The sequence below is a fragment of the Scandinavium sp. M-37 genome (assembly GCF_043558715.1).
GTDB classification, from domain to species: Bacteria; Pseudomonadota; Gammaproteobacteria; order Enterobacterales; family Enterobacteriaceae; genus Scandinavium; species Scandinavium vulneris_A.
In genome coordinates, this window is record NZ_JBIGIN010000003.1 from 21343 (window position 1) to 42058 (window position 20716).

Annotated in this window: 18 protein-coding genes and 1 pseudogene; 5 read left to right on the forward strand and 14 right to left on the reverse strand. The window is 53.1% G+C overall.

What is annotated here, in order from left to right; genetic code table 11:
• Positions 1 to 2: 2 nt before the first annotated feature.
• The 7 genes and pseudogenes from tssJ to tssB all read right to left on the reverse strand — a co-directional run bounded on the left by tssJ (position 3) and on the right by tssB (position 7134).
• A complete protein-coding gene (tssJ, locus tag ACG0Z5_RS03350) occupies positions 3 to 548 on the reverse strand; it encodes a type VI secretion system lipoprotein TssJ (RefSeq protein ID WP_394445346.1) in 546 nt (181 codons plus the stop codon).
• Entirely contained in the window at positions 545 to 1840 is a 1296-nt protein-coding gene (gene tagH / locus ACG0Z5_RS03355; protein WP_394445347.1) for a type VI secretion system-associated FHA domain protein TagH, read from the reverse strand. The genes tssJ and tagH overlap by 4 nt, the downstream gene beginning before the upstream one ends.
• Positions 1841 to 1860: 20 nt before the next feature.
• Positions 1861 to 2910 carry a type VI secretion system baseplate subunit TssG gene (gene tssG, locus ACG0Z5_RS03360; RefSeq protein WP_394445348.1) on the reverse strand — a complete coding sequence of 350 codons (1050 nt, stop codon included), beginning with the start codon at positions 2908 to 2910 and terminating at the stop codon, positions 1861 to 1863.
• Positions 2874 to 4681, reverse strand: a pseudogene (gene tssF, locus ACG0Z5_RS03365) (type VI secretion system baseplate subunit TssF). Before tssF ends, tssG begins: the two are co-directional and overlap by 37 nt.
• The gene (tssE, locus tag ACG0Z5_RS03370; protein WP_394445349.1) at positions 4681 to 5118 is read right to left on the reverse strand and encodes a type VI secretion system baseplate subunit TssE; all 438 of its coding nucleotides are present in this window, start codon (positions 5116 to 5118) and stop codon (positions 4681 to 4683) included. The pseudogene tssF and the gene tssE overlap by 1 nt, the downstream one beginning before the upstream one ends.
• A 6-nt stretch (positions 5119 to 5124) precedes the next feature.
• Positions 5125 to 6609 carry a type VI secretion system contractile sheath large subunit gene (tssC, locus tag ACG0Z5_RS03375; RefSeq protein WP_394445350.1) on the reverse strand — a complete coding sequence of 495 codons (1485 nt, stop codon included), beginning with the start codon at positions 6607 to 6609 and terminating at the stop codon, positions 5125 to 5127.
• 27 nt (positions 6610 to 6636) lie between these two features.
• Positions 6637 to 7134, reverse strand: a complete 498-nt coding sequence (gene tssB / locus ACG0Z5_RS03380; RefSeq protein WP_394445351.1) for a type VI secretion system contractile sheath small subunit — start codon at positions 7132 to 7134, stop codon at positions 6637 to 6639.
• A gap of 642 nt (positions 7135 to 7776) precedes the next feature.
• On the opposite strand from tssB, the gene ACG0Z5_RS03385 reads away from it, so the two are divergent.
• A complete protein-coding gene (locus ACG0Z5_RS03385; protein ID WP_319785846.1) occupies positions 7777 to 8295 on the forward strand; it encodes an Hcp family type VI secretion system effector in 519 nt (172 codons plus the stop codon).
• 145 nt (positions 8296 to 8440) lie between these two features.
• Here ACG0Z5_RS03385 and dbpA read toward each other — a convergent pair whose 3' ends face one another.
• The 3 genes from dbpA to ACG0Z5_RS03400 form a co-directional block, all read right to left on the reverse strand.
• Positions 8441 to 9814: an ATP-dependent RNA helicase DbpA gene (gene dbpA, locus ACG0Z5_RS03390; RefSeq protein ID WP_394445353.1), complete on the reverse strand. Its 1374-nt coding sequence runs from the start codon at positions 9812 to 9814 to the stop codon at positions 8441 to 8443.
• Positions 9815 to 9969: 155 nt separating this feature from the next.
• The gene (locus ACG0Z5_RS03395) at positions 9970 to 11022 is read right to left on the reverse strand and encodes a DUF917 family protein (RefSeq protein WP_394445355.1); all 1053 of its coding nucleotides are present in this window, start codon (positions 11020 to 11022) and stop codon (positions 9970 to 9972) included.
• Positions 11023 to 11050: 28 nt separating this feature from the next.
• Positions 11051 to 12664, reverse strand: coding sequence for an OPT/YSL family transporter (locus tag ACG0Z5_RS03400; protein WP_394445357.1), 1614 nt, complete (start codon positions 12662 to 12664; stop codon positions 11051 to 11053).
• A gap of 180 nt (positions 12665 to 12844) precedes the next feature.
• Between ACG0Z5_RS03400 and ACG0Z5_RS03405 the strand changes: the two genes are divergently transcribed.
• Positions 12845 to 13615 carry an IclR family transcriptional regulator gene (locus tag ACG0Z5_RS03405; protein WP_394445359.1) on the forward strand — a complete coding sequence of 257 codons (771 nt, stop codon included), beginning with the start codon at positions 12845 to 12847 and terminating at the stop codon, positions 13613 to 13615.
• 31 nt (positions 13616 to 13646) lie between these two features.
• Here ACG0Z5_RS03405 and ACG0Z5_RS03410 read toward each other — a convergent pair whose 3' ends face one another.
• Together ACG0Z5_RS03410 and ACG0Z5_RS03415 are read right to left on the reverse strand one after the other, a co-directional pair.
• The gene (locus ACG0Z5_RS03410; RefSeq protein WP_394445361.1) at positions 13647 to 14969 is read right to left on the reverse strand and encodes an MFS transporter; all 1323 of its coding nucleotides are present in this window, start codon (positions 14967 to 14969) and stop codon (positions 13647 to 13649) included.
• Positions 14970 to 15201: 232 nt separating this feature from the next.
• A complete protein-coding gene (locus ACG0Z5_RS03415; RefSeq protein ID WP_394445363.1) occupies positions 15202 to 15984 on the reverse strand; it encodes an IclR family transcriptional regulator in 783 nt (260 codons plus the stop codon).
• Between the two features lie 193 nt (positions 15985 to 16177).
• On the opposite strand from ACG0Z5_RS03415, the gene ACG0Z5_RS03420 reads away from it, so the two are divergent.
• Genes ACG0Z5_RS03420 through ACG0Z5_RS03430 form a run of 3 tightly spaced genes read left to right on the forward strand, consistent with a single transcriptional unit; the run spans position 16178 to position 18908 of the window.
• Complete coding sequence (locus ACG0Z5_RS03420; RefSeq protein ID WP_394445365.1) at positions 16178 to 16903, forward strand: SDR family oxidoreductase; 726 nt, start codon at positions 16178 to 16180, stop codon at positions 16901 to 16903.
• Positions 16904 to 16929: 26 nt separating this feature from the next.
• On the forward strand, positions 16930 to 17787 hold the full coding sequence (locus ACG0Z5_RS03425) for a fumarylacetoacetate hydrolase family protein (protein WP_394445367.1): 858 nt from the start codon (positions 16930 to 16932) through the stop codon (positions 17785 to 17787).
• An 11-nt stretch (positions 17788 to 17798) separates the two neighbouring features.
• Positions 17799 to 18908, forward strand: coding sequence for a mandelate racemase/muconate lactonizing enzyme family protein (locus ACG0Z5_RS03430; RefSeq protein WP_394445369.1), 1110 nt, complete (start codon positions 17799 to 17801; stop codon positions 18906 to 18908).
• A 51-nt stretch (positions 18909 to 18959) separates the two neighbouring features.
• Here the strand turns inward: ACG0Z5_RS03430 and phnE (ACG0Z5_RS03435) are convergent, their stop codons facing one another.
• The gene (gene phnE, locus ACG0Z5_RS03435) at positions 18960 to 19841 is read right to left on the reverse strand and encodes a phosphonate ABC transporter, permease protein PhnE (protein WP_394445371.1); all 882 of its coding nucleotides are present in this window, start codon (positions 19839 to 19841) and stop codon (positions 18960 to 18962) included.
• Positions 19838 to 20704: a phosphonate ABC transporter, permease protein PhnE gene (gene phnE / locus ACG0Z5_RS03440; protein WP_394445373.1), complete on the reverse strand. Its 867-nt coding sequence runs from the start codon at positions 20702 to 20704 to the stop codon at positions 19838 to 19840. The genes phnE (ACG0Z5_RS03435) and phnE (ACG0Z5_RS03440) overlap by 4 nt, the downstream gene beginning before the upstream one ends.
• Positions 20705 to 20716 lie beyond the last annotated feature (12 nt).

The following is a 20716-nucleotide window of genomic DNA, read 5'->3' on the forward strand; positions in this document are numbered from 1 at the left end:
GCTTATTCTTCCTCTTCCCTTAGTTCAATCTCGTTAGTCCTGATGTGGATCAAAATCTGGTAGTGTTTGCCAATACTTTTGATTTTTATCGTCTTTTTCCACTCGCTTTTTTCCATATTGGCAAACCAGGCCACTACGCCGATGTAGCGGGTTTTCTCTTCAAGTGTGATCGGTGCTAGCGGTTTATACTGATCCGCCAGAAGGGTGTACTCCTGGTGATCGAGGTAGTTTTTGCCGAGTGTTTTCTCCAGTGAGTCAGGGGTGAGTTGAGCGTGATCGGCCGCGAGCAACTTAGAGTCTTCGCTCAGATAGATAACGGCGAATTCAACAGGTGTTGCTTCCCCCTGCATATTCGGATTGGTGTCCGGCTCGGCCAATAACACCATACGGACAATAGACGGTTGTTCGGCTGGCTCCCCGACCGGAATATCCGGATTGATGATGACTTCCCCAACTTTTTTCGTTGCCTTCCACGCGCTGCATCCCGTCAGCAATAACGCCAGGCACAGCACCGAGAGCAGGCTGTTGTTTCTGGTGTGGTTACTCATTCGCTGTCTTTCATCCCCTGACGCAGCGCCTGGTCATAGGCCTGGGCGTAAACTTCACCAAACAGTTTTTCAAATCCCTGCTGACGACTGGAGGACAGCTCCTCGTAGTAGTTTTTGTACATCTCCCATGCCCAGGCGGAGTCTCGCTCCTGGCGTTCATTGCTGCGCAAGTAATGGGTAAAACGCGTCAGTAACCGTTCAGGTGAAAAGGCATCTAGCATGGTATTGAGCGCTTGAGCGATAGCCTGCTGGTTGGCCTGATGATGCAAACGGAGATTGTGCAGGCTCTCTGCCACCGCCGCAGGTGCAGCAAGATGTACCGGGCTTTTCCCCTCCGCAAAAAGCAGGCTTAGCGTTGTGTCGTAGTCCATATTCAGACGCAGTGGGTTGTCTTCCAACGGCCGCAGGTGCTTGTCCCTTAGGCCATGCTGGCTGCGCTGAAGGGCAAGCAGGCCCTCAATGGTTGCCTTGAGCGTTTTTCCGGCTTCTTCCAGAAAATCATTCGCTTCCTGGCTGTTACGGATAGGCAACTGCGCGTCAAACCCGCGCATCAATGGCGTGATCGCCACATGAAGTTGGGCGATGTTGTGTTCCGCTTCGCTATTCTGGGCCGCAATGTATGGCGTGATATGAGGGAGATCTAAATACTCCTGCTCTATCGCCGTACTGCTGTCTGAGAGTGGTGAGGCAATGAGCGGGCGGCGATAACTCCCCTGATGCAGGATCGAGTCGATATCAGAATTCACCCTGCCGTTGTTCTGGGTGGTCAGGCTTTCAGTTTCCAGCACCCGCAAAGGGTCGCTACTGAAACCGTTAACCACCGTAGAGGCCAGACGAGCTTCCTGTTGACTGGCGGCGACACGAGACTCCCCCCCTTCCATCATCGCTTCCAAAGGGTTGCTATAGTTAGACACCAGAGATTCCGGCGACACGGTTAGCGGATCAACCGCCCCGGCGTCAGAAAAAGCGATATGACACTTTAACATTAGCGTGTTAAGGGCGATTTCATCCCCCTGTTGCAGCAGCACAAACCCAGATTTCACCGTTAGCACGGACTGGTTAATGGTGATCGAGTCATTCAAAACCCGTAGGCAGAAAGCGCCGTCACGCCACTCTATGGCGAAAACTGAAGCATGGACGCTCCCGCTCTGATCCTGAATCGACCAAAGATGACCGACATCACTCCCCACTGTGCCACCGCGCGGGTGAAATAAGTGGCTTGCCTGCTTGCCACTTTCCAGTTTGTCGCTATTGATGACCCGTAATGATAGCGTTGGCTGCTGTTTATCCATGAGTTGCTGAATCCTTATTGTTATTCCATCACGCTGATGATGACGTGCGGCTTCGCTTCGGGTTGCCCCAGAAAGCTGGTCCAACCCAGCAGGTTGTTTTGCTCAGTACCCAGCACCATGCCGCTCACCTGCTTTTCTGCCAGTCCCAGACGTAAATCCCACGCGAACTGATCACGCATAATGAAAGCCACAAACATCACCAGTGACGCATAGTTGGCTCCCTCGGGTAAAAACGATAAAAACTGCTCGCGGGTCAGGTTGTTAATGCACAACTGGAACTTGCCGCTCCGATCGGCCACCCTGGCACCAATTGAGAAATTGATGCCCATCACCGACTTTTGCTGGTACTTGTTACCACGCAGTCGCACCCTACTGCCCAACCGGTTCTGCTGTTCCGGGGCAATACTGACCTTACGCAACTGCCAACTGTGAAGCGTGACGTCCTCAAGGTTGAAGCAGTGGGAAACCAGGCTGCAAATCACTTCTGGGGCGCGCCCTGGGCTTGCCAGAAGGCCGGCGTACGCGAGCATTTTTTCGTGATTAATCTGCAGCTTGTTGCGTATTGCCGTGCTCCCCAACCCCACCAGAGAAAACATCCGCTGTGAAAAGTCGTCACTGCCGCTGTCGAAGCAGATGTAGTAGCGGTATTTGCGCCAGATCTGATGCAGCAATGTCAGCAGGCGGTGGTTGAACACGTTCAAGAAATCCGTCAGACGGTTTTCGTTTTGCGCCGCCTCCCAAGCCAGCGAATCCAGGTAATATCCCGGTAGCGGCGACTGGCTGCCATGTAGCCCCAGGAACGAAACCTCCAGCTCAAACTGGTTACGCGGCGAGGTATGCAGGGCAATGATGTCCCGGGTTGGAAAAGCCAGACTTGCAGAGGATGTAAAACGAATCGCCTCCTGCGCCGGGTTCGACGCGCCAGGGGATTTTTCCCACGCTACCGCCAATTGGTGGAGAAGCTCGACCAACTGAAAGAAGTTGTAACGTGTCACATCCAGACCTGCGGCAAGCGGGGCTTCCTGCTCAAGCCTTACATGAGTGCGTGCTGCCCCGTTTGTACTGGCCATTCGTAACATTCCTGATTATCAAGATTGGTAACTTTTAAGAGGTGAAACGCATTGACGCTGGCGTACAACGAGAAGAAATGCGCGAGTACAGTGCTGAAAAGATAAAGTTCACCCTCCGAGCTGAATGCGCTTTGTTCCAGCCACAGCGTGGTCTGTAATCCCCTGACGGGAAGGCCACGAAACAAGCGGTCTACAGGCTGCGTTTCGATACGCTCAATGGCATCCAACCGCCGCTGGGAAGCCCTCGCGGACTGGCGGTTATGCATGCTCGGAAAATCATAGGTATGTAAAATTTGCTTTAAGGCGTCTTTATCCAGCAACGACATGTAATTCAGAGACATATTAGAAAGTAGAGACCAGTGCAGACTGCCGTCCAGTACCGGATAGAGCGGCACTGAGGGCCGGGTAATATTGCGAAAAGTGGCAAATGATGGGCTACCTTTTTTCGGCTGATTGATATCCCCGACTCTCAGTAGCAAAGGCAATTCCCGGTTGGTACACGTCAACCCAATGGAGATATTTTCATCCTTCATCACCACGCTGGATTCGTCGCTGCGCACGAATGAAATAAAGTGATCAAAACCTTTTCGGAATACGCCATTTTTGACCCGCAGCCGATAGTAGAGTGCATCCCGCCCTTGGGCATGTTCCACCTGATGGTGGAAGCTTTCAAAAGAGGTGAATGACCGACCCCGTCCACGTGAGCGCCCCGGCTTTCCACCGTTTTCGTCCAGCCAACTGTCCACACTATCCACGGAGAAAATATCGTAGTGATCCGCACGGCTATAACTGGCACGCAGCGGGTATTCCACTTGGGTGCCATCCAACTTAATGGCTTCGCTGTCGTGCTCGAAGAGGTTCACCGCTGGGGTACAGTTGAGACGTAACGTCGTCGAACGGACTTTTATCTCCGGGGGAAGCGCATGGGAAAAATACAAATTGAGGGTAAATTCACTGGCGTTAAGCTGTGGCGGAAAATCAACGATGCCCGTCACATCAAAGAAGAGGAAGCCCTCCGGGAAGCAGAAATACTCCTGCAGGATGCGATAGCCCATATAAGCGTTCTTGGTGTAAGGCAATAATGCGTCTTCACGGGAAAATCCCACAGGTGAAAAGTCAAAATCTGGCATTGGGATCACGGCGCCATTTACCACTAATTCTGCCCGTTCGAAATAATGGCTTATCCAGAAATAAAGCTGGGTACTGGTGTAATAATCTTCGCTCAAGTGAAAGCGCAGTTTGCCCAGTTGCAGATCCCGCATATTGAGTTCAGTTTTCGAGGAAAATCGACGCGCAATATCCCCTGCTCGTTGCTATTGTTGGCGGAAATATCGCGAATGGACATCGGGAACAGCCAGAGATCGCGGCACAGTCTGAAAATGCACTGTATCCCGTTTGAGTCCGTCGGCTCGTTCCCTTCTTGTTGAGTGAGTGGCGCGCTCAACACCTGAGTACCACTGTTAATCAGCGTGGCCTGAGTGACCACGCTATCGTCCGGTGTATATTCGATGATCGTCATACTGGGAATGGGCCGTAGATAATTCGGCCACAGCATGTTTAATAAGCCATGGGTTAATTCCGGGAACTGATCATCAATTTTTTCACGCAAATTACCCGTTAAAAATGCAAAGCCTTCCAGCAGACGCTCAACGTCCGGATCCGAACCCTGTTCCGATAGAAACGTGGCCAAGTGAGGCCGCTCGATAGCGGCATCACGGCCTAATTGCCGGAGGTAATCCAGCTCATCCCTAAAATATTTTTCGAACGACATTAGACATCCTGGCTAAAGCAGTAACGACGGTTGTTGTCCAGCTGGATATTGAATTCGACCACATCACCCATATTGTCGAAGTCCACGCAGGCACTGATATGGAAGCTGAGCAGTAACGGGTCCTCATCACTGATTAACGATTGAACAGTGACGGCTGTAATACGCGGTTCAAACCCTTCAATACACACTTTAATAGCTTGTTCGATGCTGGTTCTGAAATCGGAGGTGCTTGCCGTCGCGTCGTTGAAATCAACTACGCCAAGACCGACGGCGCTTTGGCAACCTCCAGGCCGAGAATTCAGGACTTCGTTTAAGTGATTCTGGATGGAACGAACCAGTCCCGAAAGCCGGTTACGGGAGGAAGAACTTCCCTCCCCCTGTATGCGCTCAAACAAGCTGGCAGAACTCCCTCGCGCCCAGTTGAGTAGCGCAGCCATGCCCTATTATTCCTTATCCAGGCGGCCAACCAGTGACAACTCGAAGCTCGCCCCCATGTACTTGAAGTGTGGACGAACCTGCATTGCAACCTGGTACCAACCTGGATCCCCTTCAACATCCAGCACCTGAATTTGAGCGGAACGTAAAGGACGACGGCTGCGAACATCTGTCGGCGGGTTTTCCTGGTCGGCGATGTATTGCTTCAGCCAGGTATTCAGCTCACGTTCCAGATCCTGACGCTCCTTCCAGGAGCCAATCTGTTCGCGCTGCAACACTTTTATATAGTGCGCAAGGCGGTTAATGATGAACATGTACGGCAGCTGGGTACCCAGCTTGTAATTGGTTTCCGCCATTTTCCCTTCGCGGGTATTGGGGAAAACTTTTGGTTTTTGCACCGAGTTTGCCGAGAAAAATGCCGCATTATCGCTGCCTTTACGCATCGTCAATGTGATAAATCCCTCTTCGGCGAGTTCAAACTCGCGGCGATCGGTGATCAACACTTCCGTTGGGATTTTGGCTTGAATCTGCCCCATTGCTTCATAGAGATGGACCGGCAGATCGTGCACCGCACCACCACTTTGCGGACCGATGATATTCGGGCACCAGCGGTATTTGGCGAAGCTGTCTGTCAGGCAGGAGGCGAGTAAGAAGGCGGTATTGCCCCATAAGAAGTGCTCATGATTTTTGCTGACATCTTCGTAGTAATTGAAGTTTTTGATCGGGTTTTCGACCGTAGAATACGGTAATCGCAGCAGGAAGCGCGGCGTGGTTAACCCCAGATAGCGGGAGTCTTCTGACTCACGTAAAGCTCGCCACTTAGTATGCACCGGACCTTCGAAGACCGATCTCATGTCCTTGATAGCTGGCAGTTCGGTAAAGCTTTCGATGCCGAAGAAGTCAGGTGCAACGCTGGACAGGAACGGTGAATGGGCCATGGCGCCGACCGCGCTAACATATTGTAAGAGCTTCATGTCAGGCGAGGTGTTGCTAAAGGCGTAGTTACCGATAATAGCCGCTGTGGGTTCACCACCAAACTGACCGTAGCCGGAGGAGTAAACATGCTTATAGAAGCCGGACTGAATAATTTCTGGTGAGAATTCAAAATCTTCCAGCAGCTCGGATTTTGTTGCATGCATGATGTTGATTTTGATGTTTTCACGGAAATCAGTCCGATCAACCAGCAACTTAAGCGAGCGCCAGGACGACTCGATTTCGCGGAAGGCTGGCGCGTGGAGGATTTCATCCATCTGAGCACTGAGCTTTTTGTCCAGTTCAACAATCATCCGGTCAACCAGAATCTTATTGATTGGCTCTTGATTGACGCCGGTGTCCAGAATGCTGGCAATAAAGGCGGCAACGCCCTGTTTAGCCACGTCATAACCGTCGTTACCAGGCATCAGGCGGGTCTGAGACATAATCTCGTCGAGGAGATACGTTGAGCTGGCCTGCTGCTCCTGAGCTAAAACTGCATCATCTTCTTGTAAAGACATACGTTGAATTCCCTTTATCACACGCAATTATTTTTGATTAAGCATGTCCAGCTCTTTGAGCAACTGCTCACGCATCGCTTCATTGCCTAACAGATCCTGCAGACGCGAACGGAACGCAGGAATGTTGCCGAGTGGCCCTTTCAGCGCCACCAGGGCTTCACGAAGTTCGAGAATTTTTTGTAGTTCCGGCACTTTCTTCGCCACGTTATCCGGCGAAAAATCATCCAGAGATTTAATGTCTACAGTGACAGGCATCTCTTCTTTACCATCACCATCCAGGTGATTAAGGACATTGAACGCCAGGCTGATATTTGCTTCGTTCATCACTGCATTGAAGTTATTTTTATTAATCGATACAACCTGACGCTCTTCAATAGCAGTATCTTCACGTATGCCTTTAAGATCCCCTACCACCAATAAATTTAACGGCAATTCAATTTCTGCGATCTGGTCGCCAGTATTGGGAACATATTTGATGTTTATCCTTTCTTTCGGAGCAACACTACTCTGATTACTCTTACTCATAATTCGTCCTTTTCCGTACTAATAAATAATTGCTATTGACACTTCCGCTTCAGATATCAGAAAAGTTCTTCCGATCAAGTGAAGCATTGATTTAATCAATGGCAGTGAATTAATAACCGCAATGAATGAATAACGTCATGGAACAATCAACCATGGCTACAAAAAATGAATAGCTCGTATCACATCGGTAATGCCAGTAAACATATCTTCACAAACTTCCAGATAAAAGTCTAGCGCCACTCTATTCAGTCAGCATTGTAAAAATTCTTTCTTCGGCCTTGAAATCTCTCTGCAGCGATCACGAAAATAATTAATGATAATTCTCGACACCCTTTTAAAAACATAGACTTACATAGAGGCGCTACACTTTACTAATAAGTCACTTATATTTCCTCAATAATTGAGGCTCAACAGGCAGAACAATACTCTATTTTTGCAAACATTATAATATTAACTACCAGTGGCACCAAAAAAGAATATCTGGATTTTCATGACATCTTGGATACATAAAGAAATCGTTTTATAGTGCCCCGGAATTATTAGAATTCAGATCTCATCACAGAGCCAGCGGATCAGTTTATTAGCCCGCTTAAATTGTTCTACATCAATCTAAGATTGAAAAACAAAATAAGGATATTTAACATGCCAACTCCAGCGTATATTTCTATCACCGGAAAAACTCAAGGTAATATTACCGCCAGCGCATTCACGGCTGAATCAGTCGGTAATATCTATGTACAGGGTCATGAAGACGAAATGCTGGTTCAGGAATTCGAGCATATTGTCACCGTGCCAACCGATCCGCAGTCCGGTCAACCTGCGGGCCAGCGTGCCCATAAACCTTTCCGTTTTACCGTGGCGTACAACAAAGCCGTACCGTTGCTGTATAACGCATTAGCATCGGGTGAAATGCTGCCATCGGTAGAACTTAAGTGGTACCGCACCTCAATTGAAGGTAAGCAGGAGCACTTCTTCACCACCAAACTGGAAGATGCGACCATTATTGATATTGATTGCAAAATGCCGCATTGCCAGGACGCCACCAAGGCGGAGTTCACGCAATTAGTTCGCGTCTCTCTGGCTTACCGTAAGATTAACTGGGAGCATACAACGGCGGGCACTTCCGGTGCCGATGACTGGCGTGCCCCGATCGAGGCATAATGCCATAGCATTTTAGGTTCTGATAAAGCCAACAATGCTTAGGGAGTTGACCTTTAGAAGGCCAACTCCCGTTGATGAAGTTTCTGACTCCGGGTACTTATCAGTACCGGTAAACATAAATGCAAATAGTTAGCACAACAGCGAATTACTTCAGCAACCGCACCTTCACCGACTTCCCTTTAATTTTGCCCTGCTGGAGCTGTTTCCAGGCATGGCGGGCGACGCTGTGTTTGACGGCCACAAAGGCGTGGATCGGATGGATATCGATTTTACCGATATCATCCCCTGCCAGACCCATGTCTCCGGTTAACGCGCCGAGAATATCGCCCGGGCGCATTTTGGCTTTTTTACCGCCGTCGATGCACAAGGTTGCCATAGTCGCTTCCAACGGAGCGATGTTGATACCGGTTGGTACCTGCTGCCAGTTGACCTTGAAGTTCAGCATATCTTCGAGAACTGCAGCACGCTGGCCTTCTTCCGGGGAGCAGAAGCTGATAGCCAGCCCACTCTGCCCGGCACGTGCTGTACGCCCGATACGGTGGACATGGACTTCCGGGTCCCACGCCAGTTCGAAGTTGATAACCATCTCCAGCGCTTTAATGTCCAGTCCACGCGCGGCGACGTCGGTCGCCACCAGCACACGGCTGCTGCCGTTGGCAAAACGCACCAGGGTCTGATCGCGGTCACGCTGTTCCATGTCGCCGTGCAGCGCCAGCACGCTCTGGTTGCTTTCGCTCAGCGCATCGCAAACCGCCTGGCAATCCTTCTTGGTGTTACAGAACACCACGCAGGAAGCGGGCTGGTGCTTGCTCAGCAGCTTTTGCAGCAGGCCGATTTTGCCATTGCGGGACACTTCATAGAACTGCTGTTCAACCGCAGGCAGCTCGTCGACGGTGTCGATTTCCACGGTCTGCGGGTCACGCTGAATACGGGTGCTAATGGCGGCAATTGCGCTCGGCCAGGTAGCGGAGAACAGCAGCGTCTGACGGTTGGCGGGGGCGTGGCTGATCACCTCGTCAATTGCGTCGGCAAAGCCCATGTCCAGCATCCGATCGGCTTCATCCAACACCAGGGTTTGCAAGGCGTCGAGGTTCACCGTCTCTTTTTTCAGGTGATCGAGCAGACGGCCCGGGGTCGCCACAATGATATGCGGGGCGTGGATCAGAGAGTCGCGCTGAACGCTAAACGGCAGGCCGCCGCACAGGGTCAGCACCTTGATATTTGGCATGTAGCGCGCCAAACGACGCAGCTCTTTCGCGACCTGGTCAGCCAGCTCGCGCGTCGGGCATAGCACCAGCGACTGAGTGATAAACTGGCTGGCATCAATATGTTGCAGCAGGCCCAGGCCGAAGGCCGCGGTTTTGCCGCTGCCGGTTTTCGCCTGCGCACGGACGTCTTTCCCCGCAAGAATGGCCGGTAACGCCGCCGCCTGCACCGGGGTCATGGTCAGATAGCCCAGCTCATTGAGATTATCGAGTTGTTCGGCAGGAAGCGCGTTGAGTTCAGAAAAAGAGGTCACGGTCATTATTCCGGTAATTACATTGATATCAGCTCGCGGCTGACGTACAGGGGCGTAATCATACCATTGGAGCGACTCCCGGCGGGAGTTTTTCGGGCGGAAAGCGCAACCTTCCCGCCCGGGAGCAACAATTGTTGTTGCGTGGTCGGTCGGAATCAGCGGGCGGGCGCAAACTCACGGTTGAGCAGTGCCTCGAGCGGGCGATACAGCTCAGGCATATACATCGTCCTCGACAACAGCAACTGGTCTGCAGGAATACGCACCACCTGAATCGCCATACCTTCACGGACATGGGCCGAAACCACGGGTTTTCCCTGGACATCAAAGGTCATCAGCAAGTCAGGGAAGCGTGCGCCAATCCTGTTTTCTTGTTCAATCAGCATATATTCATTAATGAAGCGCAGCGTTGTCTTGCCCCCATCGTCGAGCACGATATATCCCACATCCAGCCCGCCCTGCTGTTCGCACTGATAGCGCGAAACAGTGCCTCGCGCCACTTCACGCCCCTTCAGCAACGACAATACGCCATCCACTCCGCTTTCCAGCCAGGTTTGCCCCACCTGAATAGCCTGGCTAATTGCACCCGGGGCGCCGTGCTGGCAGGCATACCGCACCGTGACAGGATTACGAGCCACCGCGACAATGCCTCCCGCTTCAACGGAGGCGCGACGCACAACCCCAGCCACCTGCTCCAGGCCACCTTGCGATACCCCCTCAACATAACGTTCTGCCGCGCCTCCGGCCCATGCCTGATAGGAACGGAAATTCGCCTCAGCATGCAGCCCCAGTGAGCCCATAGTGCCGGTAGGATGTGCACGCCCGTTACAGGCGAGGTCGATCAGCGGCAGGCCGCACATCGCGGCATGAAACCAGCCGTTCACCGTGGCTTCTGCACCGTTCTCATTGGTGTTCAGTGCCACCAGTGTCTGCCCGGTAGGTAATGCACTGCGCAGCAGTTCAATACTCCGCATCAGATGCGCCGGTTTCAGGCACGGGTCAGGTGCTGCCGGAGCACCGACCAGGGCCACCGTGGCAGTCAAGTCGTTTGGGGAGAACTCATCGGCGCTCCACAAGTTCACATCACCCACGCTCAATGCCAGCTGCGCCGCTTTTTCGCCTGCAGCCAACAACCCACCGCCACCGCCGCCCAGAATGGCCCCCCCCCAGATGGCGGCTTGAATATCGTCTGTTGTCAATTTACGTTTCATTGTTCTGTTCCCTGTACGGATAAGATGGCTATTTACGTAGCGCGCCGATGGCACCGCTAAAGAAATTCAGGAGAGCATCTCCGGCGATGACACCCCCGGCGAAGACCTCTGTTTGTTCACGAAGGCGAGCCCCCGCCAGACGGGAAATCACCACGCGGAATATCAGTCCTGCGGCAACCATCCAGCCCGCAGCAGGGCTGCTGATCAGCAATCCGGTGGCAAACAGCACGCCGAGCTGGCGTTTTGCGCCCCCACACAGTTGGAGTAATGCGCCCGGGATGGCCCACAGCGCCAGATTGTGTGCCGCATCAACGGAGATCCCGGCTTTGATGGCAGCAACATATGCCGCGTTGATGGGGGCAAACTGGTGGGCAGAAAAATAGAATCGGTAACTGAAGGCGACCACAATAATAGCGGCGACAAAGCCGATCATCCCCGCGATAAGCTGCTCACGACGGCCCTGCAGTTCAAATTCAGGCGAGGCATGCTCTCCTTTACGCAGCAGATAGCCAGCTTTCAAATCGAAGCCCATATCGGCAAACGCCGGGCCGGTTGCAGTGGAAAATCCGGACAGCACCACCAAAGCTTCGGGCGGAAAACCAAGCAGCATGCCAATCAGCAGGGTTATCAATGCCACGGCAAAAGCCGGAAACCACCCCGAGTGCATGGCTGCGATGCCGACGATAATTTCATGCACAAAGGCCACAAAAGCGCCGTACAACACAAAGCACACCAGCATCAGCGGCGACATATGGTTATACAGTCCGGTACCGAGCGTCAGCAGCAGCATAATGGCCAGAAACCCTAGCCCTCCAACACGAAACGCCTGTCCGGTACGTCGAGCAGCGGTTGTCGCCTTCCCCCGCCCGCCCTGACGGAAGATGATGCGTGAAACCTGTAACAGCGCCATCAGCCCGGCCCCGATCATCATCCCGTGCGGCAAGTAGAGCGCGTTGATATCCATTCCGGTCAGCAGTTGCCCGTAACCTCGAATCAGCAAACCCACGCCAAAAGCCGCCATGGCACCGAATCCGCCAATCAGGGCGACGCCGAAAGCCGACATAGGCAAGTGCAGCAGTGCTCCCAGCGCGCCGGTGCAGAGACCTCCCAGCAACGTCCAGGCCTGTTTACCGCCTTTATCGCCAGCTTTGATCGCTTCTGCCGCGGCCACACCCGGCGGCCAGGGACTGCTGGCGGGGAACACCGGTGTATCAAACATGCGATACAGCAGCCAGGCATCCAATAACATCGCCAGGCTAACCCCGATCAGCATCGGGGTCACCATCTCCGGCAGCCCAAATAACCAGGGGATCCCTATCGGTAAAAACAGACTGTTTGCCGCCCCAAACGTTGCCGACGAAATACTGGTTTGCGCCAGATTCTGCGCATGTATTGAGCGAAAGCCACGAAAGCACTTAAACGGAATTCGCGAAAGCGCCATCGCGGCGAGCGCACCAATCAGCGACGTGCTGGGGGTGATCCCCAGACTCGCCAGCATCTGAATACCAATAATCGCGCCGACGAAACTGAGCAGGCTGACCAGCAGAAAATTCGCCGGGGCCAGCGCTTTGGGATGCGCATAGCGCGGATGGGGATCGTCCACGCCAATGGGCTCCTCTGCTGAGGAGGATGAGTGCGTCATGATGTTGCTCCAGCTGATGAACAAAACCGGGCTTTGTTCTGGTTGTTGTTTTGCGCTTGTTCCATAATATGGAACTATGTTGTAATATTTAGAACATTAATATGTTGTTGTCTTGTTACTATGTCAAGCATCTGGCAACCTGAATCAGGGCTGAGCTTGCACGCCTCTAAGGACAAAAGAATGAGTACACTGGCCAACGCGCGAGACGTCTTACTGCTGATTGCGCGCTTACAACGTGATGTGACGGTGACGGATGTCACCACCGAGCTGGGGTTGCCTAAAAGTTCTGTCTCAAGAACGCTAAGCATGATGGCGGAATATGGCTTTCTGGAGCGGGACCCGGTCACACGGGCATATCGACCGGGCAACGTGGTGATGGAGGCGTCATGGCAGTTTCGCGCCGCGCACTCTACCTCTTCCCTGCTGGAGGAGGCACTGGCCACCCTGGTACGGCAGTCGGGTTATACCGGCTATATTAATGTGCTGGATAATGCCGATGCGTTGGTTATCCATATGCGTACCGGTTCGCGGTCGCTTCAGGTTTACACCCCACCCGGCAGCCGCGCTCCGGCATGGTCAAGCGCCGCGGGTCGCGCACTGATGGCCGGTCTGAGCAGCAATGAATTATTGTCACGCCTGCCAGAACATTTCGACGATGCCAGAGGCCACGCCCCCCGTTCGCTGAGCGAATTATCTGCACGCATTGAACAGATTAAATTGAACGGGTGGTCACTCTCACGGGGAGAGTACATTTCGGAGACGGCCGGGATCTCAGCGGCGGTCGTCGACCCTGCCACCGGGCAGGGTTATGGCTTTGGCCTCGCCATTCCTCGGGATGAACTTAACGAAAGCCTGATCGCCAGACTGGGGATTGCGGTAAGAGATGCCGCCAGCCAGGTCGGGAAACGCGTAGGCGATCCTTTCTGGCTGGCGTTTCAGACTGTGGGCTAAACGCTTTGAAAAATCACGATAACATCAGAGTTTACCCTTCAACAACAGGGGCAGCCGATGTCCCTCGTTTGACCGACCTCATGGTCACCAGTTTATACACAGCGAAAGCGCTAAGCAGACAGCAGACGCCGAGATAGACCGCGACATAGGTCGGTTTTCCACCAGCAATTTCAACAAGAAAAGCACCGATCAGCGGCGTCGGCCCCGCCACCAGCATCCCGTTCATTTCACGGGCCACGCTGATCCCGGAATAGCGATACTCGGTTGGAAAAACGCGCGCCAGCAACAGACCCTGCGGACCCGCCATGGCACCATAACTGATGATAAACGCTATCGACATACCGAGGGTGATGATCAACAAATTGCCACTGTCGATAAACATAAATAATGGGAAAGCATAAACCACCGTAAACAGCGCTGCTGCCCCGTAGATCTTCGCCGGATTATATTTATCCGCCAGCCAGCCCATGATCGGCGCACTCACAACGGCGCACCAGGCCGAAATAAACAACGCACTCAACGCGGTGGTTTTCGAAAGATGAAGGGTGTTGGTCATATAGCTGATACTGAACGCACTTAAAATATATACGTTCGCATTGTGACCCGACATCATCAAAAAACTCCAGAACAGCTCACGGGGATAACGTGTCAGGACAATCCTCAATGGCAGTTTATGCTCTTTTTTATCTTGTTCAGCCTGTTTCATGGCCTGAACATATTCAGGGGTTTCATCCAAATGACGGCGAATATAGATGGCGACGACGAACAGCGCCGCAGAAGAGAGGAATGGCACGCGCCAGCCCCAGCTCGTCATCATGTCAACAGGCATCAATGAGACGCCCCAGAAGGCAAGGCTTGCGAAGATTATGCCAATCACTGTGGCCGATTGCAGGAGCGCGGTATAAAAACCCCGCTGCTGTTTTGGGGCATATTCATAGAGTAACGTCAGCGCTCCCGCATATTCCGCCCCTGCACCAAATCCCTGGGCCATACGCATAACAACCAGCAAAATGGGCGCCAGGATGCCAATTTCCTGGTACCCAGGGAGTAATCCGATGGCGACAGTGCCTATAGCCATCAGAGAAATAGCAAAAACCAAAGCTGGCTTACGGCCATAACGATCACCTATATGCGAAATGACTATTCCGCCCAGTGGGCGCACGAAGAAGCCCACCGCAAAAGTGGCAAACGCTGCCAGGATTCCCGCAACTTCAGAGAGCTCAGGGAAAAAGATTTTATTAATGATTAATCCTGCGGCCGCACCGTACAACGCGTAGTCAAACCACTCAATTATGGTGCCTACTACCGACGCCGTCACAGCCTTTCTTAACCCTGGTGTTGGTATTTTCTGCATGGTTTTCTCCTGCGTAGAGGCCGTTGTTGCAAAAACGCAATGTTATTGTTACGTGTGATTTACGTTACTGAAATGTATTCACTGAAGAATGCTTATTCAAAGATAAATTTCAGATTTATATATGAAGATCACATTCATCTTCTTTGCCTCTGCGCGAAAGGGGAGATGAGTCGCAAAAAAGGATAAAAAATAAGCGGCCGGGAGGGCCGCTTTAGCAGGGGTGGGCGAAGTACTAAGGTTCTACCCCACCGCTACGGATATTTTCGGCGGTGGAAAAAAGCAGCTGTAAGACGGCATCGCGAGAAGGATTATTCATATGATCCAGATGCTTAACCCAAGGACATGCCAGGGCAGCAATGGCTTGCCCACCACTGTTCAGTAGTGGTACGGCGATGTTATAGACCCCTTCCACCTGCTGGCTCTGCATGATTTCGTAACCCTGGATTCGAATTTGAGCCAATTTCTCCTCCATCCCCTCTGCCAGAGCGACATCCCTATGTTCGCTTTGCATAAGCATAAATTGTTGATCCTCAGGTGATGCATAGGCCAACAGGACATGGCCGGAGCTGGAATCGAGCAGTCCGAAACGGGCCCCAACACGAATGCCAAATCCCCAATAGCCCGGGGCGTCCACTTGGGCGATCGCCGTAAGTCCACCCCGTTCATACAGTGCGATGTGGCAACCTTGCTGAGCCGCCACAGCAAAGGTTCGCAAATGCGGAATCGACTGAGTGACCAGTCGCCGCATGGGTGACTGACGGTGCGCCAGTTCGAACAACTTCAGTGAAAGCTGATACTGGTCGACACTGGTCCGAACCACATATCCACGCTTCACCAGTCTGTCGAGCATGCGATAGATTTCGTTAGGCTTGCGATCGAGCGCAGCAGCGATTTCAGCCTGTGACAACCCCTCATCCAATTCGGCCAGCTTCTCGAGAATATCCAGACCCTTGTCCAGCGCCGGTGCGCGGTAGCGCTCCTCAGTCGGCTCCACTTCAGGCTTGTTTTGCGCCATACCTTCCTCATGCCCATGTGTTAACAACACGTTGTTTTTAATCGTGACATCTTAGCACTTCTGCTACGCAAGCCATCCCACGAGCAAAAAAGGAAATGTGACGTGCATATATAAATAGAAAATTCATATTTGAATTAAACACCCAGCTGTTTACAGTGTATTAACAAACTGACGGGTTATCGTGGAGAAAGATATGAAACTGCAGAAGACAATCCTGATCACCGCTGCCGCACAGGGCATCGGTTACGCCACCGTACTTCGTATGGCAAATGCCGGATTTCAGGTGATTGCCACTGATATCGACAGGTCAAAGCTGGAAGCACTTTCACACGTTGAAAATGTCCATACCGCCTTTCTTGATGTGACAAATGGAACTGAAATCCGCGATTTCGTCGCCAGACAGCCCGCTATTGATGTGCTGTTTAACTGTGCGGGTATCGTCCATAGCGGCGAGGTGTTGACCGTCAGTGACGAACAGTTGAATCAGGCCTGGCAACTGAACGTGATGTCGCAAGTGCATTTGATTCAGGCTGTGCTGCCTGGGATGCTCAGCCGCCGCGAAGGGTGCATTATCAATATGTCCTCGGTCGCATCGAGTGTGAAAGGCGTACCAAACCGCTGTGCTTATAGCATCAGTAAAGCTGCAGTTATCGGCCTGACGAAATCCGTTGCTGCGGATTACATCACCCAAGGAGTACGCTGCAATGCCATCTGCCCGGGGACGATAGAAACTCCATCGCTCCAACAGCGTCTCAGCGATACCGGCGACTATGATGCGGCCCGTGCCGATTTCATTCGCCGCCAGCCTATGGGACGGATTGGCAAGCCGGACGAAATCGCCGATTTGGTGTTGTATCTGAGCCACGCCACCTTTACCACCGGACAAATTCATAATATCGATGGCGGCTGGTCTGCCTGATACCTCTACGCTCAAAGGAGCCTGATATGCGCTTACTTCGCTTTGGTCCACCGGGTCAGGAACGTCCTGGCATGCTCGATAATGAGGGCCGCATCCGCGATCTTTCAGCCTGGATCGACGACATCAGTGCTGAGACCTTGTCGCCGGATACCCTCGCCCACCTGAGTTCAATTTCAACAGAAGAACTACCATTGGTCGAAGGGACACCTCGCCTTGGGCCCTGCGTTGGCGGTAGCCGCAAATTTATCTGCGTTGGCCTTAACTATTCGGACCACGCCGCGGAAACCCATGCCGTTGTTCCACCCGAACCGATTTTGTTTATGAAATCCCCGCATGCGATTGTCGGGCCAAACGACGATGTAGAAATCCCCCGCGGTTCTGAAAAAACCGACTGGGAAGTTGAGTTGGGGGTGATCATCGGAAAAAAAGCCAAGTATGTCAGCGAAGATGACGCTCTGGAACATGTCGCGGGCTATTGCGTGATTAACGACTTGTCTGAGCGCGCATTCCAGATTGAGCGCCAGGGTCAATGGATGAAAGGGAAGAGTTGTGACACCTTCGGACCTACGGGACCCTGGTTGGTCACCCGGGATGAAATCCCCGATCCGCAAAACCTTACGCTATGGCTCGAAGTGGACGGCCATCGCTTCCAACAGGGCTCCACGGCAACCATGGTGTATGGCGTGCGTTATCTGGTCTCTTATATCTCACAATTTATGACGCTCTATCCTGGCGACATTATTTCCACTGGCACACCACCAGGCGTTGGAATGGGACAAACGCCTCCCATCTATCTGAAACCGGGTCAAACCCTGCGCCTTGGGATTGAAGGCCTGGGAGAACAACAGCAATTCACGCGTGCCGAATCCGGCTCACAACAGTAAGGAATGCAGTCATGGCAATTATTACATCGGTTGAAGTATTTATGGTCATGCTGGAGCCCAAAGTGCGGCGCGAGGATGCCATTCAGGCGTTTGTGTGTCAGGAAACGCCATTTGTCCGCATTACTGACTCAGATGGCGCACAGGGGCTGGGTTATAGCTATACCATTGGTACAGGCGGCCCGGCTGTTCTCTCTCTGCTGGAAAAAACCCTGGTACCCGCGCTAATAGGGAAAGAAGCGGATGAGATAGAGCAGCGTTGGCGTGAACTGCTGTTCTTGACCCACGCGACTGCGGTGGGTGCCATCACCTCTCTGGCTTTGGCAACGATCGATACCGCACTCTGGGATCTGCGCTGTAAACGCAGTAATCAACCGTTATGGATAGCTGCGGGCGGGGCACAGTCGCGCATTCCGCTTTATAACACCGAAGGCGGTTGGCTCAATTTGTCCGCCAGCGAATTGGTAGAGAATGCACTGGAGTGTCAGCAAAACGGCTTTGGTGCCACCAAGTTGAAAGTTGGCCTGTCCATTAAAGAGGATATGTCACGTCTGCGGGCTGTTCGTGAGGCAAGCGGTGATAATTTCGAGATTTTCACCGATGCCAATCAAGCTTTTCGGGTAGATGAGGCGATTCGTCGGGCACATCACTATCAGGAACTGGATATCGGCTGGTTGGAAGAACCATTGCCTGCCGACGATTTACAAGGACATATTCGCCTGAGTCAGCAGACCAGCGTCCCTATTGCCGTCGGCGAAAGTATCTATAGTCCGCTTCACTTCCGCGAGTATTTGCAACAAAACGCCTGCTCCATCGTACAAGTCGACGTTGCACGTATCGGCGGCATCACACCCTGGCTAAAGGTTGCGCATTTGGCCGAGTGTTTCAATGTTGCCGTTTGCCCACATTTCCTGATGGAGCTCCATGTTTCACTGTGCGCCGCCGTACCCAACGCGCGTTGGCTAGAATATATCCCACAACTCGATGCTCTTACCCACCAGCCGATGCAAGTCGAAAAAGGGTATGCACTGCCATCATCAAGCCCAGGGCTCGGCATTGACTGGGATGAAAAAGCACTTCAGCGTCATACCCTGCCCGGCAGCTATCAGCGCCTGAGCCATTAACCCCTTGCCGCGCGAATGCTGTTGGTGATGGCGTTCGCGCGGAAACTGTCGTTACGGCTGCTGATACAACGGCACCGTCGCCCCCGTGATATAGCGGCGACGCAGCCACGACGACAGCGCATCCATGGTCATCACCACTGCCACCAGCAGCAAGGTGATAAACATCACCACGTCCCAATTCCACAGACGCATATTTTCAGCGTAAATCAGCCCGATCCCCCCCGCGCCGACGAAGCCCAATACCGCCGCCGAACGAGTGTTGGATTCAAGCTGATACAGGCTCAGCGCAAGAAAGGTCGGGAACGATTGAGTGAAGATGCCGAAGCGGTGTTTTTGCAAGCCGTTGGCACCCACCGCTGTCAGGCCACGGCCCGGCGAACGCTCCACCGCCTCATGCCCTTCGGCATATAACCGCCCGAGCAAGCCGGTGTCCTGCATGATGATCGCCAGCACCCCGGCGAGCGGACCTAAGCCCACTGCCCGCACGAAAATCAGCCCCCAGATAGCCATGTCAATCCCGCGCAGCAGGTCGAACAACCGACGCATAAACATCGCCACGAACCGCGTGACCGGGCCGCGCATCACGTTGCGCGCCGCGAGAAACGACAGCAACAAGGCTATTACCGTGGCGGTGAGAGTGCCGGAGAAAACGATCGCCAGGGTGATGCCAATCTGACTGAAGTAGTAGCCGAATGGCCAGTTGAGAAAATCATGCCAGACGAACATACGGAAGAAGTAGCGCCCAAGCTGCTGCATCCCGGTGGTGAGCTGTTCATAGCTGATACCAAACTGAATGAAGAACCAGACGTAATACAGCCCTACCGCCAGCCCCAGCAGCGCCAGATGACGCAGATAGCGGCCCTGGGCGCGGAATAACTCAGCATGTGCTTCACGATAATGCTCGGTGTCGGTGACCGCCTGCCAGTGTTTCATTTTTTTCCCTCCAGAACCCGTTGGCGCAGTCGGCCAGAAAGCGTGTCCAGAATCGAGACCACGATGACAATCAGCAACAGCGTCATGCTCACCTGGTCGTAGCGGTCGAGTTTGATGTTGGTCATCAGCTCCTGGCCAATCCCGCCCGCCCCCACCAGACCCAGAATGGTCGATGAGCGGAAGTTGATTTCAAAACGCATGAAGGCATAGGAGAGAAAAATCGGTTTGACCTGCGGCCAGAGGGCGAAGCGCATTCGCTGCAACGGCGTGGCGCCACAGGCGGTCAGGCCGCGAACCGGCTTGTTCTGCGCGCTTTCAATCGCCTCATAAAACAGTTTGGTCAGGCTGCCGATAGTGTGCAGGGTCAGGGCCAGAAATCCTGGAATCGCCCCGATGCCAAACGCCATCACGAAAATCACCGCCCAGGCCAGTTCCGGCATGGTGCGCAGGAACGCCACCAGGGCGCGAATACCGAAGCGCAGCCCGGCGGGGGCCCAGGCGTTGCGGGCGGCGAGAAACGCGAGGACAGTCGCTATCGCTACGGCAACCAGGGTCGCCGCCAGCGCCAGCTGTAAGGTTTCCCAAATCAGCGGCAGTTGAACGGGCAGACGATAGCCCCAGTAGGCCAGCGACCCTTTGGTGTGAACATCCCCGAACAGCTGGCTGGCGTGCAGCGTCGGCACGGTTTCCAGCATGTAATCGAAGAAGTTCGGCAGCGAATGCCAGATAGTGATGAGATTAAATTCTGCGGCCTGTCCGGCGGCAAAATAGAGGACCAGCAGCAAGGCGGACCAGGTCACGGTGTCGCGCGTCTGGCACATTTTCACCTGCTGGTAGTAGTGTTCAAATTCTGTATTCTGCATGTTCACTCGCGG

Bases quoted from the DNA above. Each gene is read 5' to 3' on its own strand.
- tssJ (WP_394445346.1), bottom strand. From the start codon at position 548: ATGAGTAACCACACCAGAAACAACAGCCTGCTCTCGGTGCTGTGCCTG.
- tagH (WP_394445347.1), bottom strand. From the start codon at position 1,840: ATGGATAAACAGCAGCCAACGCTATCATTACGGGTCATCAATAGCGAC.
- tssG (WP_394445348.1), bottom strand. From the start codon at position 2,910: ATGGCCAGTACAAACGGGGCAGCACGCACTCATGTAAGGCTTGAGCAG.
- tssE (WP_394445349.1), bottom strand. From the start codon at position 5,118: ATGGCTGCGCTACTCAACTGGGCGCGAGGGAGTTCTGCCAGCTTGTTT.
- tssC (WP_394445350.1), bottom strand. From the start codon at position 6,609: ATGTCTTTACAAGAAGATGATGCAGTTTTAGCTCAGGAGCAGCAGGCC.
- tssB (WP_394445351.1), bottom strand. From the start codon at position 7,134: ATGAGTAAGAGTAATCAGAGTAGTGTTGCTCCGAAAGAAAGGATAAAC.
- ACG0Z5_RS03385 (WP_319785846.1), top strand. From the start codon at position 7,777: ATGCCAACTCCAGCGTATATTTCTATCACCGGAAAAACTCAAGGTAAT.
- ACG0Z5_RS03395 (WP_394445355.1), bottom strand. From the start codon at position 11,022: ATGAAACGTAAATTGACAACAGACGATATTCAAGCCGCCATCTGGGGG.
- ACG0Z5_RS03400 (WP_394445357.1), bottom strand. From the start codon at position 12,664: ATGACGCACTCATCCTCCTCAGCAGAGGAGCCCATTGGCGTGGACGAT.
- ACG0Z5_RS03405 (WP_394445359.1), top strand. From the start codon at position 12,845: ATGAGTACACTGGCCAACGCGCGAGACGTCTTACTGCTGATTGCGCGC.
- ACG0Z5_RS03410 (WP_394445361.1), bottom strand. From the start codon at position 14,969: ATGCAGAAAATACCAACACCAGGGTTAAGAAAGGCTGTGACGGCGTCG.
- ACG0Z5_RS03415 (WP_394445363.1), bottom strand. From the start codon at position 15,984: ATGGCGCAAAACAAGCCTGAAGTGGAGCCGACTGAGGAGCGCTACCGC.
- ACG0Z5_RS03420 (WP_394445365.1), top strand. From the start codon at position 16,178: ATGAAACTGCAGAAGACAATCCTGATCACCGCTGCCGCACAGGGCATC.
- ACG0Z5_RS03425 (WP_394445367.1), top strand. From the start codon at position 16,930: ATGCGCTTACTTCGCTTTGGTCCACCGGGTCAGGAACGTCCTGGCATG.
- ACG0Z5_RS03430 (WP_394445369.1), top strand. From the start codon at position 17,799: ATGGCAATTATTACATCGGTTGAAGTATTTATGGTCATGCTGGAGCCC.
- phnE (WP_394445371.1), bottom strand. From the start codon at position 19,841: ATGAAACACTGGCAGGCGGTCACCGACACCGAGCATTATCGTGAAGCA.
- phnE (WP_394445373.1), bottom strand. From the start codon at position 20,704: ATGCAGAATACAGAATTTGAACACTACTACCAGCAGGTGAAAATGTGC.